The following is a 22,987-nucleotide window of genomic DNA, read 5'->3' on the forward strand; positions in this document are numbered from 1 at the left end:
ACGCTTACTTACTGTACGCGGGTGCTTTCGCCTTCAAACAGTGCGTCCACCGTCGGGCGCTGCTCTTCGGTAGGCATGCCCAGCTTTTCCCGGATATTCAGGTTAACGTCCCACAGCTGATTGAACTTGTCAGAGGTGGCCGCAACGGCTTCCTCTTTACCCAACATGATTTTCGGGCGCAGGAACACCAGCAGGTTACGCTTTACCCGACGCTCCGATTCCGATGAGAACAGACGCCCGATGAACGGAATATCACCCAGCAGGGGCACCTTACTCTTGTTGACCTGGTAATCATCCCGGGTCAAACCGCCCAGGACGATGGTCTCGCCGTCATCTGCGAGTACCGTAGTCTTGATTTCCCGCTTGTTGGTAACGATATCCGAGGCGTCCTCGATACTGTCCGCCACGTTCTCCGTGGTCTGCTCTACCACCAGACGTACCAGGCCATCGGCGCTGATGGTCGGGGTAACCTTGAGGGTCAGGCCAATATCACGACGCTCGATGGTGGTAAACGGGTTGGTGGTGCCATCGCCGGTGACTGTTGACTGGCCAGTCCGGAACGGCACGTTCTGCCCCACAATGATTTCCGATTCCTGATTGTCCAGGGTAATGATGCTGGGCGTGGACAGCAGGTTGGCTGCTGCGGAAGTGGACAGAGCCTGCAGGAGAATTCCCCAACTCACACCATCCTCGTTCCGCTGGCCGGCGCCGACGGTGATTCCACCTACTGCGGGGGTGATGGCGGACTCGGTCAGAATCGCGCTGAGTACCTCGCCCAGACTGCGACCCACGTTGCCGAAGTTGGTGCCGGCAACCGGTGTGGATTCGCCGGACTCGTCACCGACGGCAACCTGAACGCCCAGATCCTGGCCCAGCTCGTCACTGATCTCGACAATGGCCGCCTCAATCATCACCTGGGCACGACGCACATCCAGAGCGGCCACAATCTGTTCGGCTTCCTGCATCAGGGACGGCTCGCCACGCACCACCAGGGCGTTCAGCCCTTCATCGGCGAAAACCGCGAAGCTACTCTGAGGCTTCGCGCCACCCCCGGCGCCGCCCGAGCCCGCGCCCTCTTTAACCAGCTCTCCCATAACCCCCTTGAGAATCTCAGTGAGGTTCTTTGCGTCGGCGTGTTTGAGCCTCAGGACTTTGGTGGTGCCACCGGTTGCCGAAGGCTGATCCAACTGCCGGATCAGGCCGCGCATCTTATCCCGGAAGGTTTCATCGCCCCGCAAAATCAGCCGGTTACTGCGTTCATCGGCGGTTACGCTGTATTTTCTCGCCGCGTTGTCGCCGCCGGCCCGACCCAGTTCATCGGGAGCCAGTTCCTGCAGCAGCGTCACCATATCACCGACCCAGGCTTCCTGGAGCTGGATTACTTCCACTTCGTACTTGGAGGGGCTATCCAGTTCCCGGACAATCTGCTCGATGCGCTGGATGTTGGAAGAATGATCGCTGATGATCAGCGCGTTGGCAGCGGCTACCCCGGCCAGGTGGCCATACTTGGCCACCAGTGGGCGAAGAATCGGGACCAGCTCCAGGGCATTTGCGTTATCGATCTGTATGACCCGGGTGATCAGCTGTTCCGAGGGCGTTTCCGGAAACCGCTCCAGAATCTCGGCCGACTGCTTGGCGTCAACCTGCTGCACCACCTTGATCACTTCTTCGCCAGGAATGGCCGTAAATCCGTGGACGTTCAGGACCGCCAGGAACAGGTCGTAAATCTCATCCTTGTTCATGGGCGCGCTGGAGAGCACGGTTACCTTGCCCTTCACCCTGGGATCCACCACAAAACTGTACCCGGTAATATCGGCCACCTGGGTCACGAAGGCGCGGATATCGGCGTCCTTGAGATTAAGCCGCCATGTCTCGGCTTCCTGCCCGTGCGCCATGGACATAAAGGGCAGGAGAACAAGCAGGACAATAGCCCGCAAAAGATTGATCTTGTGGTTATACATCTGGCGATTTCGTCCTGTTTCAATGAACCCGATCAGCGCCACTGTTCGGGTATGGCATAACTTATGGTGAGGATGGATCCGTCACGCTCGATTTCGATCTCCAACTGGGCCTGACCGCGCCAGTTCTCAAGCAGGGCCTTGTCCTGACTGATATCTCCCAGCCTCTGGCCGTTGATCGCCGTTATTACGTCACCGGCCTGCAGGTTGACAGCATTCAGCATGGCATTGGAGCCGTCGTAGACGTAACCGGACATGCCGCTGTCATCCACCGGGCTCAACCCGAAAGGCGCGAGAGCAGCAATGCCCTGGCTATCAATCTGCTCGCGGGCGCTGGCCAGAAACTCATCCGGTCCTGATTCTGCCGGCTCGGCAGTTACTTCTGCAACCAGATCTGAAGACACCTGTTCCTCAAATGTCAGGGTCTCGTACCGTCCGCCCCGACGAATCAGAATTCGACCGGGCTCGACTTCGGCAAGCTCGGCGTTGCCGGGCAACATTTCCCCGACCCGGTAATACGCCGTTTCACCATTGCTTCCAGCAACTATAGCACCGGAGTCCTCCGGGCGCTGCGCTACCAGCACCCCTTCGAGCCGAAGCCGAAGGCGGGTTTCCGGAGCCGAGCGGCGAACGGCTTCCGCCACCTGAACCGGCTGCTCCGAACGCCCGAAGAAATCGTAAACGGCCATGGAAGTCGTCAGACCGCTGCTCCCGGCCATGTTCCCGGCACTGTTCGACGCTGGCGCACTTGGGACCGGCCTGTCCTCCCAGGCGAACAGCCAGGTCATCCGGGCGAGCGTGACAGCCAGATACACCACCAATACCAGCAACAACAGGTTCGCCAGAGTCCGCGAAATCCGGCGCTGGGCCGGGGTACTTAACATAGCCATACTATCGCGCCCCCGGGACAAGAGGCTGGCGCACCCGGAACACCACATCGCCGGGGCTGGCAGAATCCGGCCAGGGCTGACCTGCCAGGTCCACCATTCGCTTGTAGACACGCAGTTCCAGCATTCCGTTCCAGAACACCGTGGCATCTGCCGCCGGACCCTGTCCGCCCTGTTCGGAAACGCTCAGGGCAACGCCCCCCTGGGTGGTATCCATGGTCGCCTGCATGGGCGGAAACTCCGCCCGACCCCGCTGGTCGCCCATGGGCCAGGTCACCAGACCGCCATCCCAGCGCCCCAGGCCTTCAGCGCGTGTAATCCGGTTATCGGCCCAGGCCATAGTCAGCCGGTCGATCATCACCTCGCCTTCGATCATTGCACCGCCACTCTGGCGAATCAGGTCTTCAAACTCGGCTACCATAACCCGCCCACTCGCATCCAGCTGCGCACTGGCAGGCCAGCCAATCGTAACATCGCCATTAAGCGAGGATTGTGACGACTCGACAGAAATTGTCATTGGCCATTTCAGGCTGGTGACCTTTGGCATGTGAAGACGCCAGTCAACACGCAGCGGGAAGCCGGCAACCACAACCCCGGCCTCACCATCCCATACTTTTCCGGCAACCTGTCGCACCTGAACCTGGGGCGGCAAAGAAACGTGAGCAGAAGCCTGCTGCCAGACCCACCCAGCAGGTACCAGAAAGACCAGTGACAGCAGATAAACCAGAGCGCCCAGCAGCAGGAGCAGAAACACCTTGCCGGGGCGAAGAAAAGTTTTGGGTTCAGCGTCACTCATTCGGCGTTGCACAGATAATGGACCGGAAGCCGAGTCTAGCAAAGGCATTGCCCAAGTTCATGACAAAAAAACAAAAACCCCGCGTTGGAGTGAACCAACGCGGGGTTTTCAGTGGTGATCGGGCAGCGCCCCAAAACTTCGGAGCGCCTGGGATCAGGCCGGCATTACATCATGCCGCCCATGCCTCCCATGCCGCCCATGCCACCCATGTCCGGCATACCGCCGCCGGCTTTCTCGTCTTCCGGCTCATCGGCAACCATCGCCTCGGTGGTGATGATCAGGGACGCAACGGAAGCAGCCGCCTGCAGCGCGGAACGGGTAACCTTGGCAGGATCCAGAATACCCATTTCCAGCATGTCGCCATACTGCTCAGTAGAGGCGTTGAAGCCGAAAGAGCCTTCGCCTTCACGAACCTTGGCAACCACCACAGAAGACTCACCGCCTGCGTTGTACACGATCTGGCGCAGCGGAGCTTCCATGGCACGGCGCAGGATGTTCACACCGGCTTTCTGCTCTTCGTTGATGGCATCTACCTTGTCCAGAGCAGCAATAGCGCGGATCAGGGTAACGCCGCCGCCCGGCACAATGCCCTCTTCAACCGCAGCGCGGGTGGAGTGCAGTGCATCTTCAACGCGGGCCTTCTTCTCTTTCATTTCCACTTCGGAACCGGCACCAACCTTGATGACGGCAACACCGCCAGCCAGCTTGGCAACACGCTCCTGCAGCTTCTCCTTGTCGTAATCGGAAGAGCTGTCTTCGATCTGCTTGCGGATCTGCTCAACGCGAGCTTCGATGTCCGCCTGTGCTCCTGCACCGCCGATGATGGTGGTGTTTTCCTTGGTCACGTTGACACGCTTGGCTGTGCCCAGGTCATCCAGGGTGGTGTTTTCGAGAGTCAGGCCGACTTCTTCGGAGATCACGGTACCACCGGAGAGAATCGCGATGTCCTGGAGCATTTCCTTGCGACGATCACCAAAGCCAGGCGCCTTAACAGCGTTGACTTTCACGATGCCACGCATGTTGTTCACAACCAGAGTTGCAAGCGCTTCGCCTTCGATGTCCTCAGCGATGATCTGCAGCGGCTTGCCAGCCTTGGCTACAGCTTCCAGCACCGGCAGCAGCTCGCGGATGTTGGAAATCTTCTTGTCAACAAGCAGGATGTATGGGTCTTCCAGCTCGGCAGACATGTTGTCCTGGTTGTTGATGAAGTACGGAGACAGGAAGCCACGGTCGAACTGCATACCTTCAACCACGTCCAGCTCGTCTTCCAGGCCACGGCCTTCTTCAACGGTAATGACGCCTTCCTTGCCAACCTTTTCCATCGCGTCGGCGATGATCTTGCCGATGGTCTCGTCGCCGTTGGCAGAGATGGTGCCAACCTGGGCAATCATCTTGCTGTCGTCGCAGGGCTTGGCCATGTCGCGAATTGCCGCCACGGCTTCGGTAGTAGCCTTGTCGATGCCACGCTTCAGATCCATCGGGTTCATGCCGGCAGTAACAGCCTTCACGCCTTCATTTACGATGGACTGGGCCAGAACAGTTGCAGTAGTGGTACCGTCACCAGCCGTGTCATTGGCCTGGGAAGCCACTTCTTTCACCATCTGGGCGCCCATGTTCTCGAACTTGTCAGCCAGCTCGATTTCCTTGGCGACGGAAACACCATCTTTGGTGATGGTCGGCGCGCCGAAGGACTTTTCCAGAACCACGTTACGGCCTTTCGGGCCGAGGGTCACTTTAACCGCGTCTGCCAGAACGTTGACGCCCGCGACCATGCGCTTACGCGCGCTATCACCGAATTTAACGTCTTTTGCTGCCATGTCTTCTATTCCTGTTCGTTAAACCGAAGTAACTGAATTTATCGGATTAATGAGAGTTCGTGCGATTCGCCTCAGCGATCACTCAAGCACGCCGTAAATGTCGCTCTCGCTCATGATGAGGAGCTCTTCGCCGTCGATCTTGACGGTGTTACCGGCGTACTGGCCGAAGACCACGGTGTCACCCACCTTGACCGCCAGTGAGCGGGTTTCGCCGTTTTCCAGGATGCGACCGTTACCAACGGCAATCACCTCACCCTGGGAAGGCTTCTCTTTGGCGTTACCCGGCAGCACGATGCCACCCGCAGTTTTCTCTTCTTCTTCCTTACGGCGCACGACAACACGATCGTGTAGCGGACGAATTTTCATTGCTCGGTTTCTCCAATAGTCAGATTAATGTGGCAATGACATTGTTGATGTTGGTCGGATCGGCAAAACCGGACCCGACAAATTGCCCGGCTGGATAACCAACTGTTTTCAGTGGAAATCAGCCTGCAGCGAACTTGTGGTTTCTATTTGGGGTAGCGGGTAGGTGTTTTCAACACCCCGGAGAGAAATTTTTTCACTTTTTTTCGATCCGGTCCCGATCGGATTCCGTCTCGTCCTGATACTCCCCTTCTATGATGTCGCCGTTGCTGTCCCGGTCAAACGGGCGTTGCCGACCGAAGGGATTTTCGCGGCCACCGAACGGATCCTGCCCGAAAGGGTTCGACCCGCCGCCGGCACGGAAATAGAAGCTGCTGCTCCGGCTTTGCCCAGCCACAACCATACGCTTGAGCGCCTGGGCTGCCAGCCAGTGACGGGACCCGGGAATCAGGCATAGGAAACCGACCGTATCGGTAATAAAGCCCGGCGTAAGTAATAGGGCACCACCAATGGCCAGAATCAGCCCCTCGGCAACCTCCTTGGCCGGCAATTCCCCACTGTTCAGCCGCTGATTGGCCTTTAATAGCGTGGCAAGGCCCTGCTGGCGAAGCAGCCAAGCACCGATGACGGCAGTCAGCAGCACCAGCCCAATGGTATTGAGCACACCAATCATGCCGCCGACCTGGATCAATACCGCCATCTCGGCGATTGGCATGATAATGAATAAGAACAGAAACACTGACATCCGGACCTCAGGGTCTGAGCAGGAATTTCAGAAGGTCTGGTATACTCGCAGCCCTTCCGTTTTAAAAAGAAGCCATTTAAATGGCCCGACACACCAGTTTTACCGGTGAAAAGACGCACAGCAACCGTAAAACCACCTGATAACAGTAGTTAGGGCAAAACATGAAACTTCAAGATTCCGTGATTGCAATTACCGGCGGCGGCCAGGGCCTTGGCCGTGCTATGGGCGAATACCTCGCCGCCAAAGGTGCCAAAGTCGCGCTGATCGACCTGATGCCGGAAAAACTGGATGAAGCAGTTGCCGCGTGCAAAGCCGCCGGCACAGAAGCCAGAAGCTACATTTGCAACGTCGCCAAAGAAGAAGACGTTGAAAAAACCTTTGAAGCCATCGTGGAAGATTTCGGCCACCTCAATGGCCTGGTCAACAACGCCGGTATCCTCCGGGACGGTCTGATGGTCAAAGTGAAGGATGGCGAAGTCGAGCGCCGTATGGAGCTGTCCCAATGGCAGGCCGTAATCGACGTCAACCTCACCGGCGTGTTTCTCTGCGGCCGGGAAGCTGCGACCCAGATGATTAAAAACGGCGACCAGGGCACGATCATCAACATCGCTTCCATTTCCCGTGCCGGCAACATGGGCCAGAGCAACTACTCCGCCGCCAAAGCCGGCGTCTCTGCCCTGGTTCCCGTGTGGGCCAAGGAACTCGCCCGTTACGGCATTCGCTGTGCCGGCATCGCCCCGGGCTTCATCGAGACCGAAATGACCGCCTCCATGAAACCGGAAGCCCTGGAAAAAATGACGGCCGGCATTCCGCTCAAGCGCATGGGCAAGCCCGAAGAGATTGCTTCAACTGCGGCGTTCATCTTTGAGAACGACTATGTGTCAGGGCGGATGATTGAAGTGGATGGAGCCCTCAGGCTCTAACCGGTTGAACAACCACTGAATGGGGCGCCCGGAGCGCCCCATTACCAACGGAATCGAGACATCGATACTCGTCCATCAACGACCTCAACACCCTCGGCCTCAAGACGGCTAACCTGCTCTTCAAATTTCTCGGACCCAACGGGAAAGGCAATCTGGCCGTTACTACGAATAACCCGATACCACGGCACGACATGGCCTTCTGGCAGCTTACCCAAGGCCTTTCCGATATACCTGGCCTGACGACCCAATCCAGCCATCTCTGCAACTTGCCCGTAACTGACCACTCTACCCTTTGGGACGGCCAGTACCACTTGCCAGATTTTCTGGTCTTTTGTTGGTTCGGACATCAGGAGCTCACCGCTTCTGCGTCAGACTTTAATTCATGTCGAAGCGCTAACGCATCCAATCGATCACCATGTCGAATCATAAAAATGGCCAACAGGATGGCCGGCACACCCATGATGCCGGCCACCAGGAAGAACTCTGCGTAGCCGAAACCAGCCACAACTATGCCTGAGAACCCACCGATGAACTTGCCTGGCAGGGTCATCAGCGAACTGAACAGAGCATACTGGGTGGCGGTAAATGAGGCACTGGTCATGCTGGAGAGCCAGGCAATGAGAGCCACGTTGGCAATGCCGCCACTGAGGTTATCGGCGCTGACCACCGCGGCCAGCGTGACGATGTTGGGCGGGTACTGGGCCAGCACGACGAACAGCAGATTGGTGGCTGCGGTCATGACTGCGCCCAGCAGAAGAATCCGGCGAACGCCGTAGCGAACCACCATAACTCCACCCACCAGCGAGCCGGCGATGGTCATGAAGAAACCGAAGATCTTGGTCACGTCCGCCACCTGGGTTTTGCTGAATCCCATAAAATCCAGATAGAACGGATTGGCCATCACGCCCATGGCGATGTCGGAGATCCGGTAGACGGCAACCATAAGCAGGATAATGAGGGCCAGTTCTTTGTACCGGCGGAAGAAGTCCAGGAAAGGGCCGGCGACGGCGGCGTAGAACCATCCAACCAGTCTCGCTACGCGGGGACTCAGATGGGTGAGCTTGGCGGCCTCCTGCTCGATCTTGTGGGCAATGTCCTGAGCGGCGGCAAAGTGGTTTACGCTGGGCTCGCGAACAATCAACACCGTCAGCGCGCCAACGCCTACCAGGGCGGCCATTACCTCATAGGACACCTGCCAGGACCAGAATTCCGCCAGGTAAAGGGCACCGGCGCCGGCCACCAGAAGCGCCAGCCGGTAGCCAAAGATATAGGTTGCAGCCAGGGCGGCCTGCAACCGTTCCTCGGCAATCTCGATACGATAAGCATCAATGGCCACATCCTGGGTAGCTGAGGAGAAAGCCACCAGCAGGCCACACAGAGCCATCATTTCAGGCGCTACCGTGGCATCCACGTGAGCCATCAGGTAAAGCCCCGTGGCAATACCCGCCTGCGCAAAGATAATCCAGCTTCGCCGCTTGCCCAGCAGCCGGTCCAGCAGCGGCAGTTTCAGACGGTCCACTACCGGCGCCCAGAACACCTTGATGGAATAAGTTATGCCTAGCCAGCTGAAAAAACCGATGGTGGCAGTTTCCACCCCGACATCCGCCAGCCGCGCATTAAGCGTGGAAAACACCAGCAAGAACGGCAGACCCGCCGAAAACCCCAGGAACAACAGGGCGATCACCTGCCAACGGGTGTAGGTGTAGAGCGTATCCCGAATCAGGGTCAGGCGGGTGCCGGTGAAGATGGTAAAGCCTCCGGATCAATCACGGAAATTATTGAACTGAAGCGGGATATCCAGCTCAGCCTCGCGCAACATGGCGATGGCTCCCTGAAGATCATCACGCTTCTTGCCGGTCACCCGCACTTTATCGCCCTGGATACTGGCCTGGACCTTCATCTTCTGGTCCTTGATCATCTTCACAATCTTCTTGGCCATATCGGTCTCAATGCCCTGCTTCAATAGCAGGTGCTGCTTGACCAGCTTGCCAGACTTGCTGTCTCCGTCCTCTGCCAGGGCGCGGGCATCGATATTCCGCTTGGCAAACGCCATCCGCAGCATATCCAGCAACTGCTCCAGCTGGAACTCCTGCTCGGCACTGATGGTTATACCCTTGTCGTCCAGCTCAATGTCGGCTTCAACGTTTTTGAAGTCCCAGCGATTGCCAAGTTCCCGCTTGGCCTGGTCGACCGCATTGGTCACTTCGTGCATATCGATTTCTGAAACAATGTCAAAAGAAGGCATGGTCGTTATTCTCCAACAGGGTAAGAAGGTATACTTCTTCAATTTGCTGGGGATGATACCAACCCCCGGCATCTCCCGCACCTGACAACGGACTGGTAAAAGTAGATAACAATGCCCAATCTGGACCTTCCCATTCTCGTAGTAGACGACGCGAAATTCAGCAGTATGGTGGTTGGCCGCACGCTGCGAAATGCCGGATATCGCGACGTGCGCATCGTGAACAACGCACCGGAAGCCCTCAAGCTGATCGAGCAGCGCCCGGTTAGTGTGTTGATTGCGGACTGGCTGATGCCCGAGATGGATGGCCTTGAGCTCACCGACCAGGTGCGACAACAGGACGAGCAGAACAATCACTACACCTACGTGATCCTGCTCACCGCCCGGGAGAGCGTCGAAGCCCTCTCTGAAGCCTTCGACCGGGGCGTGGATGATTTCATCTACAAGTCCGACATGACCAAGCAGCTGATCCCCCGCATCTTCGCGGCGGACCGAATGGCTGACCGCCAGAACACCCTGCTCCGGGCCAACTCCCTGCTGATCGAAAACAATCGGGAACTGGAATCCACCAACATCATTGATCTGGAAACCGGTCTCTGTAACACGAAATACGGCCGCGAGCGACTAACCAAGACGCTACGCCACGCTGAATCCCGCGGCGGCTGCTCTGCCTACGTGCTGTGCGGCATTCGCAACTGGCAAGAGCTCAAGCGCAAACACCCACCGACGGTGATGAGTGAACTGGCCATCGGCATCGCCCGCCGCCTGAGCACTCTGATTCGGCCCATTGATGCCCTGTGCCGCGTTGGCGACAACCAGTTCGCCATCATTGCCTACTTCCCGAACAGCGACCACTGCACCACCACCGCTTTCCGGCGCGTGTTCGACGGCATCAACCACAAGGCTCTGAAGACGACTGCCGGCTACATTTCCGTGGAAGCGGGCATGGTGCTGTGCAAAGCCGACGCCCAGAACGGCACCCCGTCAATCCAGGATATGGAACGGGCCGCAGTGCAAGGGCTGGTGGATGCCTACGATACACGCCGGTTTACCGAGACCGCACCCGAGATCGGAGCGACGGCCTGAAGCGGCGACACACTCGGTAACACTGATACACACTTCACAAACAGACAGGAAGGCACGGAAGACTTAATCTGACATCGTGGATTTAAGCAGTATCCCCCATGGTGGAGGAGCCGAGTAGTACCTCCGCCGCCATATGGGGAATCGAATCCACCGGATTAACGAATTTTTCAGGCACTTTCGTTCTTTCCTTGTTTTTAGGCCAGCTTTTTAGCTGGCCTTTTTATTTTCTGCCCCGGACGTTTCCGCGCCAGTTCCGTTATACTCCCGCCATAACGATTCCAAAAACAGTGCTGTAACCATGAAAACCCTCGGAACCGCTTCTGTCGCCGCCTTGCGCCAATACGTTCGTGCTGCCGAATCCACTGACGTGGACATCCATCGCCTTTTCGTCCAGGCCGAACTGGACCAGAGAATACTCGACACTGACGACGGCCGAATCAACGGCGAGCAGTTCCAGCACTTTATCCGTTTATTGTGCGAGCAAACCGGCAACCCGATTCTGGGCCTCGAAACCGGCGACTTCGTTCAACCCGGCTCCTACAGCGTGCTTGGCTACATCACCATGAGCTGCGCCACCCTGGGCGAGGCCGTGGCACGCATTGCGCCGTTCGAAAAACTCGTCGGAGATATGGGCACCACCAGCCTCGCCATGAAAGGCGAAGACATCAAACTGACCTGGAACTGCAACTACACCGATCCCGTCGTCCGCCCGCAACTGGTGGACAACGTATTTGCCTCCTGGGTGAACTACGCCCGCTGGCTTGCAGACAATCAGGACGCGTCACCTAGCTCGGTAAAGCTCCGCCGATCCTCGCCAGGCTCGGAATTTGAAATGGCCTACCGGGAGCGCTGGCACTGCCCGGTGACTTTCTCAGCCGATGAGGACAGCATCACGCTCAAGAAAAGCCTGCTGGAAACCCGCCTGCGACAACCCGACCCCCTGCTCCGCAAAACCCTGGAAGCCCATGCCCTGAGCCAGCTGGCCTCTCTGGATACCGACAGCGACCTGACCTCAAAAGTTCGCCACAGCATTCAGCAACAGCTGATGCAAGGTGTCACAAGGCAGGACATGGTGGCCGAGGACCTTGGCATGACAAGCCGCACTCTGCAGAGAAAGCTCGGGCAGGAAGGTGTGTCTTATCAGAAACTCTTGGATGAAGTGCGGCAAAAAATGGCCGAGGACTATCTACGAAACAGCGAGTTGGCCATTCCGGATATTGCTCTGAGGCTGGGGTACAGCGAAACCACGTCGTTCCACCGGAAGTTCAAGGCGGTAACGGGGAAGACGCCCGGAGAGTTCCGGGCGTCCAAAGAGCAGACTTAAAGCTTGCGGCCTTTGCCGGCAGCAATCCGAAGCCGCAGCGCATTCAGCTTGATAAAGCCTTCGGCATCCTTCTGATCGTACGCACCCTGATCTTCCTCAAAGGTGGCGATCTTCTCGTCGAACAGAGAATCCTCAGACTTACGGCCAACCACATCCACATTGCCCTTATAGAGCTTCAGACGAACCGTGCCGTTTACATAGTTCTGGGTCTGATCGATCAGCGCCTGCAGCGCCTCACGCTCCGGAGACCACCAGTAACCGTTGTAGATCACCTCAGCGTAACGCGGCATGATGCTGTCTTTCAGGTGCGCCACTTCGCGGTCCAAAGTGATGGACTCGATGGCACGGTGGGCACGCAGCATGATGGTACCACCCGGGGTTTCGTAGCAGCCGCGGGACTTCATACCTACATAGCGGTTCTCAACAATATCCAGACGACCAATACCGTTGGCACCCGCCAGCTTGTTCAAAGTCTCCAGAACCACATGCGGCTTCATGTCCTGACCATCGATAGCAACAATGTCGCCCTTCTTGTAGGTCAGCTCTACGTAAGTCGGCTCATCCGGTGCGTTTTCAGGAGACACACTCCAGCGCCACATATCTTCCTCGGCTTCCGTCCAGGGATCTTCCAAATTGATGCCTTCATAAGAGATGTGCAGCAGGTTGGCGTCCATGGAGTACGGGCTCTTGCCCTTCTTCATTTCCACCGGGATGTTGCGCTCTTCGCAATATTTGAGCAGCTTCTCGCGGGAATTCAGATCCCACTCACGCCAGGGCGCAATCACCTTCACACCGGGCTTTAGCGCGTAGGCACCGAGCTCGAAACGCACCTGGTCGTTGCCCTTGCCGGTAGCGCCATGGGAAATAGCATCGGCGCCGGTCTCATTGGCAATATCGATCAGACGCTTGGCAATCAGAGGACGGGCAATGGAGGTACCCAGCAGATACTCACCCTCGTAGATGGTGTTCGCGCGGAACATCGGGAACACGTAATCGCGCACAAACTCCTCGCGCAGGTCCTCGATGTAGATTTCCTTAACGCCCAACGCCTCGGCTTTCGCCCGCGCCGGTTCAACTTCCTCGCCCTGGCCGATGTCGGCGGTGAAGGTCACCACCTCACAGTTATAGGTATCCTGCAACCACCGAACGATAACGGAAGTATCCAGGCCACCAGAATAGGCCAGCACCACCTTTTTGATATCAGACATGCCCTTGCTCCAGACTGAACAGAATGGATGTGTTGAAAATAAGGGCGCTATTGTACGGGACAGCGGGGGGAATGGCTATTGGGCCGGGGTATTAGGCAGGCTGCGTGTTCGAAACAGGGGTCAGATGAAAGCCTTCATCTGACCCCGACTTTAGCAAGGCTGAGCGTGCCGGTTCAAACAGCCTGCTGCTGCCCAATAGCCTCTTCACGAATGCCGTCCCAGCCTTCTTTGACGGAACGGAGAAGAGTCAAAACCTCATCCAGCTTTTCCACGTCACTCTTCGCACTGGCTTGCAGAAGCGTCCGCTCCATGTAGTCATAAAGCGCCTCAAGACGCGCAGCCAGATCGCCACCCTGCTCAAAATCCAGGAAAGAGCGGAGTCCACCAATAATTTCGATGGCCTTATTGATCAACTGTGCCTTTCCAGAGTAATCCTTTGCCTGAATCCGGGACTTGGCCATGTTAATTCGCTCAATCGCACCGTTGTACAGAAGCTGGATCAGCCTATGGGGGTCCGCATCTGTGATGCTGGTTTGGGTGTTTACGCGCTGGTATGCCTGTAAACCGTTCATACTCGACCTCTTGGTTCGCTAATCGGCCCGTGCCAATCAGTTGTTGTTCCGGTTGTTTTGGGGTGCAAGCGCAGCAAGCTGCTGACTTACGTAATCCTGGGTGCTGTTGAGTTGCGAAATCAGTGAGTCGGCTGCCGTGAATTGGCTAACCAACCTCTCACGATAAGCAGCAATTCGCTCCTCAAGGCGAACCTGGCTCTCCTGAATTTGCTCAAGCTCTCTGTTAAGACCTTCGGTTCGGGATTCGATGGCACCGTCCGCACCAACAAAACTGGTCACCAAATCAACGGTTCTTTCGGCTACCCCTTCAACAAAGGTGATCGAGCCACGGCTTCCGGTCTGGTCTCCCAGAATCCGGACCTGGAGACCAGACGCACCGCCATTGCCATTCCCCAGAAAGAGCACTTGGCCGTCGCCTTCCGCCGTTCGACCACCGATGGTGCCAGCCACATCGACACCCGATGTACCCGTGGCAGCGGAAAGCCCATAAGCAGAACCGTCTTCCACTGATGTTAGGCTGACGTTGGAATCACTGCCGTAATCGGAAGAGGCAAATGTCAGCTCACCACCGCTCCCAACGCCAACTTGGACATTCGAGCCAGACGCATTCAGAGCATTATTGGCATTCAACTGCGCCTGGATTTCATCTGCCAGTTCTTGAGCGGTGTTGTAGGTTTGCTGAGTGAGCTGAATGCTCACCGAGGTTTCCCCATTAACCTGAAAAGTCAGCTCGTCATTGCCGGCGTCGATGGCAAACGGCACACTCGAAATCGCAGTCCCGGAGAGTGAGCCTTGTGTCGCGGCCTGGGTGATATTGATGTCGTACCTGCCTGGCTCAGTGTTCAAACCACTGCGAACAAACTCAACCTGGCTATCAGTTGTCCGGCCTTGCTCAGCAAACAATGCTGTTACATCGTCCGGATTATTCTTCAGTTGCTCTTCAAACTTGGCTCGATCAAACTCCAAGCCGCCGGTTTCAAAGTTTGTTGTGACACCCACATCGGCCAGACTGCGAACACTGGCATTCTCCAGGCCCGGCACAACCCGCGTCAGCACCTGCCGCAATTGATTCTGAATCGAACGGACGGTGCTGTCGCCCGTGAGCAAGCTGCCAACGCCCGCTTCGGCGTTAAAACCAGCAAGGCTGTCAATGGTGGACTGAAGCGCGTTAAATTTGTCGACGAAACCCTGCACTCGATCGGCAACTGCACCGAAGTCTTGCTGGACCTTGATAATCGAGGAACCAGTTTCAGCAATATCAAAGGTTAGGCCGTCAATCACATTTTCAAAGCTGTTAGTCGACCGGGTAACTTCAACACCGTTAACCTTCATAACCGCATCAGAAGCAGCAATGGTCTCTTGCAGACCGGAATCTGCATCCATGCCAGTGTTAAACGCGAAACGCGAAAGACCTTGATTGTCGGTATCTGTCCCCCCCGTATCACCGGAAACGGAGATACTCACCGCGTTGGCCGTTCCGGTCTCATCCGCAGAGAGAACCAACTGGAAGCCGTTCCCCGTATCAATGACACCCGCAGAGACGCCCGCACCGGAATCATTGATCGCGTTCGCGAGCCCCTGAAGCGTGTCATTGCTATTATCAATGGTGATGTTCGTAGTTTTATCACCAACATTCAGCGTCAGCGTGCCCTGCCCGACACTGGTCGCGTCACGGTCCGCAAACGCATCCCGGGAAGCCAAAGCCTGCGCACCGGCAAGACTTGTCACCTCGACACTGTATGTGCCGCGACTCGCCTTGGTGCTGTCCACTGATACCGCAATGCCTTCATTGGAAGAACTTGCAGAAAACGCTTTGAGATTATCTGGAGCGCTGAGCTGGCGCATCGGTAGGCGCAACTCGGTAACCACGCTACGAAGTTTTCCATAGGCAGAGAGCAAAGCCTGTGTTTGCTCTGTTTTCTGTGTCAGCCTGTTTTCCGTGGGCGCGCGCTCCGCTTGAACCAACTGATCCAAAAGATCAGAGGTCAGAACACCTGAACCTATACCCAGCGATGAAATGCTTGCCATGCTCATGCCTCCTCAAGGGGGCGAACCTCTTCATTGATCAGTTTATCGGCAAAAAGCGGCAGAACTTTGCCTTTTTCTTTAGCTGATTTGTAACACCGTGTAACAGCTGACACCCCTCCTGGTCCGAAGAAAACCTTTTTCTTGCCCCACTTTTACCAGAATACCAATACGCAGAACACCGCCGGCCCCTCACGGGTGCGGCGGTGCTGAAATACCGTCGTTTCCATCGGAGTAAAAGCGACCGCCTTTACACTTTGATATTAAACAACGTCAGCGGCTCTTCCTGCTGCAAGTTTTCTGCCAACCTCAATGCTAATTCATCCGGAATCTGGCGAATAACTTCTTTGGTCGACTGATCAACGACTTTTACGATCGTCTGGCCAAGCTCATTATCCACTTCAAACTGCAAATCCCGCTGCACATTCTGAACAAAGTCGTTCAGCTGGCTAACCGCATCATCCAGTTGCTCCCGAGTGGCTTCGTTCCGAGCTTGAAGCTTTTCAGTCTTCGAAGCGTCGGATATTGCCTGCGGGTTCTGTACTTGACGGACAGCGGCAGACGAACCAGCAAGGTCGGAGGCATTCCTGCCTTCGGCCTGAGATGACGAAATTGCCCGAGCCGGTGCTTGTTCACTGGCACGAACCAGCTTCAGATCCGGGCTGTTCAGGTTAACGTCATTCATAGCTTTACCTCGCTATCCTCAAACGGCATTAAACCGGAACCCGAGGGTTCCGGCTGTTACCGCTAGCCCCTTACTGCAGGAGGGACAGAACCTGCTGCGGACGGGCGTTGGCCTGGGCCAAGACAGAAATACCGGCCTGCTGCAGTACCTGCGACTTAGAGAGCTTTGCTGTTTCTGCCGCAAAGTCTGCGTCCAATATGCGTCCACGTGCCGCCGAAAGGTTCTCCGAGGTGGTTTGAATGTTCGCAATGGTTGACTCAAACCGGTTTTGTACAGCACCCAACTTGGCTCGCGTGTCGTTAATTGTATCCAGCGCCGCGTCCACTCGACGAATTGCTTCGCTTGCACCAGTGACGGTGGCTACAGTCAGTCCCTCGATGCTACCGCTCGTTGCAATGTTCGTTTGATTAGATGAGTCGAAACCTATTCCAGCAATAGTGCCACCCAACTCAACATTATCGTTCGATTGCAACGTAACGGTTCCTCGATATGTTTCAGTTGAATCAACTACCGCTGCTGCGCCAGCGCCACTCTGGACTGTGCTCGAGAACGCAGTATCGAGGGTAAGGACAGCATCACCGTCAAAACTCGCCTCTTCCTGGATTTCAATATTTCTTCCGTCTGAGGACTCCAATACAAGCTTATCACCGTCCTTTCTCGCGGTAACACCTGTGTCTCCAGAAACCTCGTTTATCTTGGAAATTGCGTCATCTAGTGAAATATTTGCAGAAGTGCCGGCTGTTTCACCACTTACAAAGTTCTGACTCAAGACTTGTTCGCCGTTAATGGTCAGGGTGTAACTTCCATTAGCATCAAAGTCACCACCACTAATATTCAGAAAGTCATCGACTCCGGCCGTACCGCCGTTTGTTCCGAACGTAATCTCATTCTTCGCCACGGCACTAACGCCAGTTTGGGCTGACTCTGAGTTGATAGCTGCTGCTTTCGCAGTTGCACTATCGCCCCCTCTGTAGGAATCGCCATCAAGAGCATAAGCGGTTGACGATGGAATGTTCACACTATTTATCGTTAGATCTGAAACGGCCGCATTGGAAACAGAGCCAACGAGGTCACGGGTAGTATCGGCAGCAGTACCGTCTGCTTCTCTCAAGTTTCGAGTGCCAGCGGTCGCTGCGGCACCTGCGGCGGCAGTGCCCGCCAGAGTGCCCTCGGCATCAACGCTTGCGCCAAGTTGGCTGGTACGAACACCAGCAACCGATACGCTTATCGTCTGGTTTGCATTCGCGCCCACTTGAAAGTCTTGGGCGTTGAAGCTCCCGTCAAGAAGATTCAACCCGTTGAACTGAGTGGTCGTTGCTACACGGTCAAGCTCATTCAACAACTGTCCGACTTCCTGCTGAAGCGCGGCTCTGTCAGAGGATGAGTTCGTCGCATTCGATGACTGGACAGACAACTCTCGAATCCGCTGGAGAATGTTGCTGCTTTCCTCCAGAGCCCCCTCCGCTGTTTGCGCCAGAGAGATACCATCATTGGCATTACGCGCTGCTTGATTGAGGCCATTGATCTGACTTGTAAACCTCTCAGAGATAGCCAAACCTGCTGCATCGTCTTTGGCAGAGTTGATCCTCAGTCCCGACGAAAGGCGCTCCAATGCTTGGTCATTCAGCTTTTGAGAATTGCTCAGCTGATTCTGAGCAGACAGTGACGCGACGTTAGTGTTAATACCGAGAGCCATAATGCTTCTCCTTCGACAGATGTCGTTATTTCATGGAAAAGGTCTGGCGCCCGTTTTTCGTTTGGGAGCGCCGCCCTGTTACTCCACTTAACGGCGCCACAGGCGGTTGCTTTAGAAAAAAATCCACTGTTTTTGTTAACAAATGTAAAACCGGCAATTCAGTTCCCTTCAGAGCGGCAGCGTTTTGGCGTATGGATACAGGCCAACCGTATAGCGAAGCCTTAATTCCATTTAAAAACAATAAAATAAACACCACCCTCAGAAACTGGCACACCCTTCGCTTGTCACCTTGCAAAACGGCAATTTAACGAGTTTCCGCCGGCAAAGGTTCCCACTCAGGATCGGGAACCTGGCTTCCGGCACCTCTGAGCAGGGAGAATTGATATGCCTCAGGTCATTAACACCAACATTGCTTCACTGAACGCCCAAAGAAACCTGAACACAACCCAAGGTGACGCAAATGTCGCTCTTCAGCGACTTTCATCTGGTCTGCGGATTAACTCTGCCAAAGACGATGCAGCAGGTTTAGCCATTTCAGAACGCTTTACATCCCAGGTGCGCGGGCTTAATCAGGCAATTCGTAATGCCAACGATGGTATTTCTCTGGCGCAAGTCGCGGAGGGCGCTCTTGGAGAGGCAGCCTCTGCTTTGCAGAGAATCAGGGAGCTCGCAGTGCAATCCGCCAACGCAACCAATTCTGGTTCTGACCGTAAGGCACTCCAAGCGGAGGTAGCACAGCTGATTGAGGAGGTCGATCGGATTGCGGCGGAAACAGAATTCAATGGATTGAGGGTTTTGGATGGCAGCTATGTTACCCAACAGTTCCAAGTGGGTGCCAACGCCAACCAAACTATTGGTGTCTCGATAGAAGGCACGAAGGCCAACCAGATTGGCTCGGTGGTTGACGAGGCGGGAACTGTTGCGAGAACCGGCGCAGAAACTCTCGGAACAGCAACTGGGGGAACTAACGGTACAGTGCAGTCAGGGGTAACCGATTACACTGGTGTGAGCGGTTCTGCCACCGGGGCGAACCTGGTGATTAACGGCGAAGTTGTAGCCGATTCCACTCGGTTTGCAGGTACCCTCGCAGGCCAGGAATCAGATAGCGCCTATGCCAAAGCTGCTGCAATTAATGGCAGCGGACTGGATGGTGTGAGCGCTCTCGCTAGTACCGAAAAAAGCTTTGCCGGTATAGGAACCGGCAACACCTCGCTCGTCCAGTTTTCTGATCCGGACGACGAAGGCGATACCGCAAGTTATTCGCTTCAGATTAATGGTGTGGTGGTACTAGAAACAACTCTGGATGATGACGACACAGTATCTCTGGCTGACGCCGAAGCGGCGATCAATCAGTTCAGCAGCAGAACTGGAGTAAGGGCTGAAATTGATGTCTCAGGCAATCTTGTTATGAGAGCCGAAGATGGACGGAACATTCAGATTCAGGAGGACATGTCAATTACAGACGATGGTGCCACAGCTAACACTGGCCAATCTGAAATTGTCTCGATTTTCCAAGACGGCTTTGCGCAGACGGCTGACACTGATGCAAGCGTGACAAATAGTTTTCTCTACCGAGGCGAGATCACTCTTCAGTCTCTAGATAATGTCACTCTTAACAGCGGCGCTGACATTATTGGCTTTGATCAAACGCTTCTTAACGTCGATGCCAGTCAGAATGTCGCAACCGTCGATATTTCTACGGTCGAAGGCGCAAACAAAGCTCTTCTTGCGATGGACTCTGCCCTTCAGAGCATCAATAGCGTCCGAGCGGATCTCGGTGCAGTACAAAATCGTTTCGAGACCACCATTGCAAACCTGAGCACGACTTCAGAGAACCTCTCGGCAGCCCGTTCCCGGATCCGCGACGCCGACTTCGCCGCAGAGTCCGCCGAACTGGCCCGAACCCAGGTCCTTCAACAGGCTGGCTTGTCCGTCCTGGCCCAGGCCAACGCTCGGCCTCAGCAGGTTCTGCAGTTGCTGCAGGGTTAAACGTAAAGACCAAACCCAAGAGGGCTCGGTGTAAACCGGGCCCTCTTTTTTTAAGCAACAACCTCCCTCATCTTAAAGCTATCCACTGCACAAACTGGCACAGCTTTCGCAACACCTCCCTCAAAGCACGGCAAACCGTCCAAAACTGCAGACCTTTGCCGCTTCCCATTGCGGCTGTATTCACGAGGTGTCCCATGCAAGCCAAGCATCAAGTCCAGGTATCCCAATCCCAACAGGCCCAGGTTGCCCGCCTTCTTCTTCAGGCCAATCTTGCCTACGGGGAGTCCAACAGCAACGGCCTTAGCCATATCCAGCGGCTGAAGGCCCGGCAGGAATGCCGCGGCTATCTGAACGATGCGCTGGCTCTGGAGCCGGAGAATGCCGGTGGGCTGGGACTGCTTGGCCGCGTGGAAATGGACGACGGGCAGCTCGAGAAAGCCCACACCCTGTTCAATGCCAGCCTGAACCATCAGCCGGGCCAGGCGCAGCAGTACTGCAACCTGGGTTACTGGGCCCTGAAAACCGAGCGGCCAGCGCTTGCAGAGCAGTATTTCCTGCAGGCCCTGGACTGTGACCGGCAATCTGCCGCCGCTTTCTGTGGTGTTGCCCATGCCAAACGGTTGCAGGGGCAATTCGATGTAGCCTACCTGCATTATCGCAAGCTGCTGGAAACCGGCGCCGGATGGGATTCCGTGTACAGCGGCATGCTGAGCTGTGCCCAGCATCTGGAGGTGAACAAGGCCGATTCAGCCCTCGCCCACGATGCGATCGCCTTGCTCCAGCGGGATGGTTTGCCGCATCAGGAGCTGGGTCGGTTTGTCGGCGCGATTATCCATCAACAGTATGATCTGGATAACCCGGATGCACAGATCTTCCTGGATGCTGCGAGCGAAGACGAACTACTGATGCTCGCGCTCCAGAAAACTCTGATGCCCAATCCTGCGGTGGAAGAGCTGGTTACCCTGCTGCGCAGGGCGATCATTGCCGAAGTCGCACAAACCGTTGAACTTCGGGACCAACTGCAACGTCTGACACTGGCCATCGCTCAATACGCCGACAGAACCGGCTATGCCCTCGCCGCAGAGGACGATGAAGAACGGCTTGTCTCTGCCATCAACGACAGCATCCAGGCCCAGTTTGCCCTTGGTGAGGAACAGGACGGGCTCATCGGCTCACTGATGATCAGCGCAATGTATGGCGCACTCTTCCACCAATCATTTGCCGTTCAACTTGGCCAATGGAACCTGGTAGATTGGCCTCTGGCGCTGCAGCCAGTTCTGGCTGCCAGCTATTACGACCGGGCCGAGGAAGAGGCAATCAAACAGAATTTCGATGAGAAGGCCGAGGAGCTCTGTCTGGACAAGACCGATGTTCCCCAGGCATGGCCGTCCTGGTCTCAGTTGGCCTACCGCACCGAAAGCAGCCTTAAAACATTGATGGCCACCGAGCTGGGGCTGGACACCGACAATCTCCCGGCCACCGTTCGCATCATGGTGTGCGGTGCGCAGTCCGGCCAGCGGGCGATGGAACTGGCGGGCTATCTGGACGATGTGGAAGTGATCGCGGTGGATGAATCTCTGGCCAACATCGCCAAGGCCACGCGTATGGCGAACGAGATGGGTATGGACAACATCGTGTTCTGGCCCTGGTCCATCGCCCAGCGTTTCGTGGCCGATGGCCACCAGGTGCACTGGATCGAAGTCGGTCGCCTGCCCTCACCGGCCATGACGAGCCTGTCTCTGGCGGCCCTGGTCAACGAAGCCACCGGATCCGGCGGTGTGGTGCACATGCATACCGCCATTGCAGAGCAAACATCGGGTGACCAACAGATCCGCAAACTGGTTGCCGAACACAAGCTTCAACCTACCCGCCAAACGCTGCGCCAGCTCCGCCGGATGGTGCTTTCCAATAGGAACGATGCAGCGTGGCAGGAATTGATTTCCGACGCCGATTTCTACAGCCTCGGCGGCTGCCGGGACCGATGGTTCCGGCCACAGGACACAGCCCAGCTGAAAGAGCTGATGGCTATGGCGAGCAACGAGGTGGAATGGAAACTCGTGAAAGCACGGGATGTGGATGGCCACAGCCTGGCAACCGGGCCGGTTCAGCAACAGATTCAGGCGGAGGCACTGGGCAGTGAGGTGCAAAGCCTGATGGGGCAGAATTTGAGTGTTTATTTCGTGAAGCGGCGCTGAGATTGAACTTGGGGTCAGATGAAAGTTTCATCTGACCCCGTTTTCGACGCACTCCTGCAATATCGACTGACGATTATTAATCAGCATTGAGAGCCTCACGCTGCATATAAGGAATGCCGCTCTTCGAGAACCGAGTCTCTGAAATAGGGATTGGTTAAGGAGGACATCGTGACCAAATCCACAGGGCGAGAAAACATTGATTCCAGTTCTTCTTTTAGCCCGAAAAACGCCGCAGCCTTTTGAGTAGCGGTTAGAGCTGGATCAAAATCCACAATAAAATCCAGATCACTGGTCTCATTGAAATGCCCTGTGGCAGCAGAGCCGAAAACACCGAAGGACTTTACCCTGTGCTTTTTACAAAGCAGGCGAATCTCGTCCTGTTTTCCTTTCAGCATCTCCAGTGCATTAATTGCGGCCATACTTCACTCAGTAGCTTGCGGTATATGTCTGGAGTTTAAACCTTGCCCCCCAAACAA

General features: G+C 55.9%; 20 protein-coding genes. 5 read left to right on the top strand and 15 right to left on the bottom strand.

The annotated features are described in order from the left end of the window. Positions 1-8: 8 nt before the first annotated feature. The 6 genes from gspD to SIC15_RS13185 form a co-directional block, all read right to left on the bottom strand. The gene (gspD, locus tag SIC15_RS13160; protein WP_412536119.1) at positions 9-1,961 is read right to left on the bottom strand and encodes a type II secretion system secretin GspD; all 1,953 of its coding nucleotides are present in this window, start codon (positions 1,959-1,961) and stop codon (positions 9-11) included. 32 nt (positions 1,962-1,993) lie between these two features. Continuing rightward, the gene (locus tag SIC15_RS13165; RefSeq protein ID WP_412536120.1) at positions 1,994-2,848 is read right to left on the bottom strand and encodes a type II secretion system protein N; all 855 of its coding nucleotides are present in this window, start codon (positions 2,846-2,848) and stop codon (positions 1,994-1,996) included. 1 nt (position 2,849) lies between these two features. After that, positions 2,850-3,641: a type II secretion system protein N gene (gspN, locus tag SIC15_RS13170; RefSeq protein WP_349342877.1), complete on the bottom strand. Its 792-nt coding sequence runs from the start codon at positions 3,639-3,641 to the stop codon at positions 2,850-2,852. A 164-nt stretch (positions 3,642-3,805) separates the two neighbouring features. Continuing rightward, positions 3,806-5,458: a chaperonin GroEL gene (groL, locus tag SIC15_RS13175; protein ID WP_069183154.1), complete on the bottom strand. Its 1,653-nt coding sequence runs from the start codon at positions 5,456-5,458 to the stop codon at positions 3,806-3,808. A 78-nt stretch (positions 5,459-5,536) separates the two neighbouring features. Next, entirely contained in the window at positions 5,537-5,824 is a 288-nt protein-coding gene (gene groES, locus SIC15_RS13180) for a co-chaperone GroES (RefSeq protein ID WP_008171363.1), read from the bottom strand. 193 nt (positions 5,825-6,017) lie between these two features. Beyond that, a complete protein-coding gene (locus SIC15_RS13185) occupies positions 6,018-6,566 on the bottom strand; it encodes an FxsA family protein (protein WP_349342876.1) in 549 nt (182 codons plus the stop codon). Positions 6,567-6,727: 161 nt separating this feature from the next. Here SIC15_RS13185 and SIC15_RS13190 point away from each other — a divergent pair, with 161 nt between their 5' ends. Beyond that, on the top strand, positions 6,728-7,489 hold the full coding sequence (locus SIC15_RS13190) for an SDR family oxidoreductase (RefSeq protein WP_412536121.1): 762 nt from the start codon (positions 6,728-6,730) through the stop codon (positions 7,487-7,489). Positions 7,490-7,530: 41 nt separating this feature from the next. Here SIC15_RS13190 and SIC15_RS13195 read toward each other — a convergent pair whose 3' ends face one another. From SIC15_RS13195 to SIC15_RS13205, 3 genes are all read right to left on the bottom strand, one after another. After that, positions 7,531-7,836: an MGMT family protein gene (locus tag SIC15_RS13195; protein ID WP_069183151.1), complete on the bottom strand. Its 306-nt coding sequence runs from the start codon at positions 7,834-7,836 to the stop codon at positions 7,531-7,533. Next, positions 7,836-9,161: an AmpG family muropeptide MFS transporter gene (locus tag SIC15_RS13200; RefSeq protein WP_412536122.1), complete on the bottom strand. Its 1,326-nt coding sequence runs from the start codon at positions 9,159-9,161 to the stop codon at positions 7,836-7,838. The genes SIC15_RS13195 and SIC15_RS13200 overlap by 1 nt, the downstream gene beginning before the upstream one ends. A 90-nt stretch (positions 9,162-9,251) precedes the next feature. Beyond that, a complete protein-coding gene (locus SIC15_RS13205) occupies positions 9,252-9,734 on the bottom strand; it encodes a YajQ family cyclic di-GMP-binding protein (protein WP_069183150.1) in 483 nt (160 codons plus the stop codon). 111 nt (positions 9,735-9,845) lie between these two features. Between SIC15_RS13205 and SIC15_RS13210 the strand changes: the two genes are divergently transcribed. Together SIC15_RS13210 and SIC15_RS13215 are read left to right on the top strand one after the other, a co-directional pair. After that, entirely contained in the window at positions 9,846-10,817 is a 972-nt protein-coding gene (locus SIC15_RS13210; RefSeq protein WP_412536123.1) for a response regulator, read from the top strand. Between the two features lie 298 nt (positions 10,818-11,115). Then, complete coding sequence (locus SIC15_RS13215) at positions 11,116-12,141, top strand: AraC family transcriptional regulator (RefSeq protein WP_349342871.1); 1,026 nt, start codon at positions 11,116-11,118, stop codon at positions 12,139-12,141. Here the strand turns inward: SIC15_RS13215 and SIC15_RS13220 are convergent. The 5 genes from SIC15_RS13220 to SIC15_RS13240 form a co-directional block, all read right to left on the bottom strand. Beyond that, the gene (locus SIC15_RS13220) at positions 12,138-13,349 is read right to left on the bottom strand and encodes an argininosuccinate synthase (RefSeq protein ID WP_412536124.1); all 1,212 of its coding nucleotides are present in this window, start codon (positions 13,347-13,349) and stop codon (positions 12,138-12,140) included. The two genes, SIC15_RS13215 and SIC15_RS13220, sit on opposite strands and share 4 nt — an antisense overlap. A gap of 173 nt (positions 13,350-13,522) precedes the next feature. Beyond that, positions 13,523-13,921: a flagellar export chaperone FliS gene (fliS, locus tag SIC15_RS13225; protein ID WP_412536125.1), complete on the bottom strand. Its 399-nt coding sequence runs from the start codon at positions 13,919-13,921 to the stop codon at positions 13,523-13,525. Positions 13,922-13,957: 36 nt separating this feature from the next. Continuing rightward, the gene (gene fliD / locus SIC15_RS13230) at positions 13,958-15,949 is read right to left on the bottom strand and encodes a flagellar filament capping protein FliD (RefSeq protein ID WP_291905877.1); all 1,992 of its coding nucleotides are present in this window, start codon (positions 15,947-15,949) and stop codon (positions 13,958-13,960) included. Positions 15,950-16,196: 247 nt separating this feature from the next. After that, complete coding sequence (locus SIC15_RS13235; RefSeq protein WP_291905878.1) at positions 16,197-16,631, bottom strand: flagellar protein FlaG; 435 nt, start codon at positions 16,629-16,631, stop codon at positions 16,197-16,199. Between the two features lie 70 nt (positions 16,632-16,701). Further along, positions 16,702-18,327, bottom strand: a complete 1,626-nt coding sequence (locus SIC15_RS13240; protein ID WP_291905880.1) for a flagellin — start codon at positions 18,325-18,327, stop codon at positions 16,702-16,704. A 384-nt stretch (positions 18,328-18,711) separates the two neighbouring features. Between SIC15_RS13240 and SIC15_RS13245 the strand changes: the two genes are divergently transcribed. Both SIC15_RS13245 and SIC15_RS13250 read left to right on the top strand, forming a co-directional pair. Beyond that, positions 18,712-20,316 carry a flagellin gene (locus SIC15_RS13245; protein WP_291905882.1) on the top strand — a complete coding sequence of 535 codons (1,605 nt, stop codon included), beginning with the start codon at positions 18,712-18,714 and terminating at the stop codon, positions 20,314-20,316. A 194-nt stretch (positions 20,317-20,510) separates the two neighbouring features. Next, positions 20,511-22,511: a hypothetical protein gene (locus SIC15_RS13250; protein WP_412536126.1), complete on the top strand. Its 2,001-nt coding sequence runs from the start codon at positions 20,511-20,513 to the stop codon at positions 22,509-22,511. 95 nt (positions 22,512-22,606) lie between these two features. On the opposite strand, the gene SIC15_RS13255 is transcribed toward SIC15_RS13250, so the two are convergent. Beyond that, positions 22,607-22,930: a nucleotidyltransferase family protein gene (locus SIC15_RS13255; RefSeq protein WP_412536127.1), complete on the bottom strand. Its 324-nt coding sequence runs from the start codon at positions 22,928-22,930 to the stop codon at positions 22,607-22,609. Between the last annotated feature and the right edge of the window lie 57 nt (positions 22,931-22,987).

It is taken from the genome of Marinobacter sp. MIT932201, from assembly GCF_047123295.1.
GTDB classification, from domain to species: domain Bacteria; phylum Pseudomonadota; class Gammaproteobacteria; order Pseudomonadales; family Oleiphilaceae; genus Marinobacter; species Marinobacter salsuginis.